This window comes from Pseudomonas sp. Kh14 (genome assembly GCF_900291005.1).
Classification (GTDB): Bacteria; Pseudomonadota; Gammaproteobacteria; order Pseudomonadales; family Pseudomonadaceae; genus Aquipseudomonas; species Aquipseudomonas alloputida.
Genome location: NZ_OLKJ01000249.1, coordinates 1 through 244, shown reverse-complemented (window position 1 = coordinate 244; position 244 = coordinate 1). Strand labels below are relative to the sequence as shown.

Here is a 244-nt window from a genome sequence, read left to right as displayed (position 1 = left end):
CCTCAGGCCGCTGAACATGCGCCGGCGATCCGACCACCGCAGCCAACCCCGCCCGGGCCTCACCCTTCACCCGACGCGCCAACCAGTCCGCCACCGACAACCTCAGCCGGTGCACCTCACCGGCGAGCTCCTCGACCGGCGGCAACAACGGGTACGGGCCTTGCTGCAAGCCCGGCAACCGCATCCGCATCAGCATCGGCATCGCCATCACCTCAGCGGTCTGCGTCGCCAGCGGGGCCACGAC

At 70.9% G+C, this 244-nt stretch carries 1 protein-coding gene; it reads right to left on the bottom strand.

The features are described 5' to 3' along the window. The coding region (locus FQ668_RS28905; protein ID WP_218570931.1) for a hypothetical protein at positions 1 to 244 on the bottom strand (244 nt) is incomplete at both ends.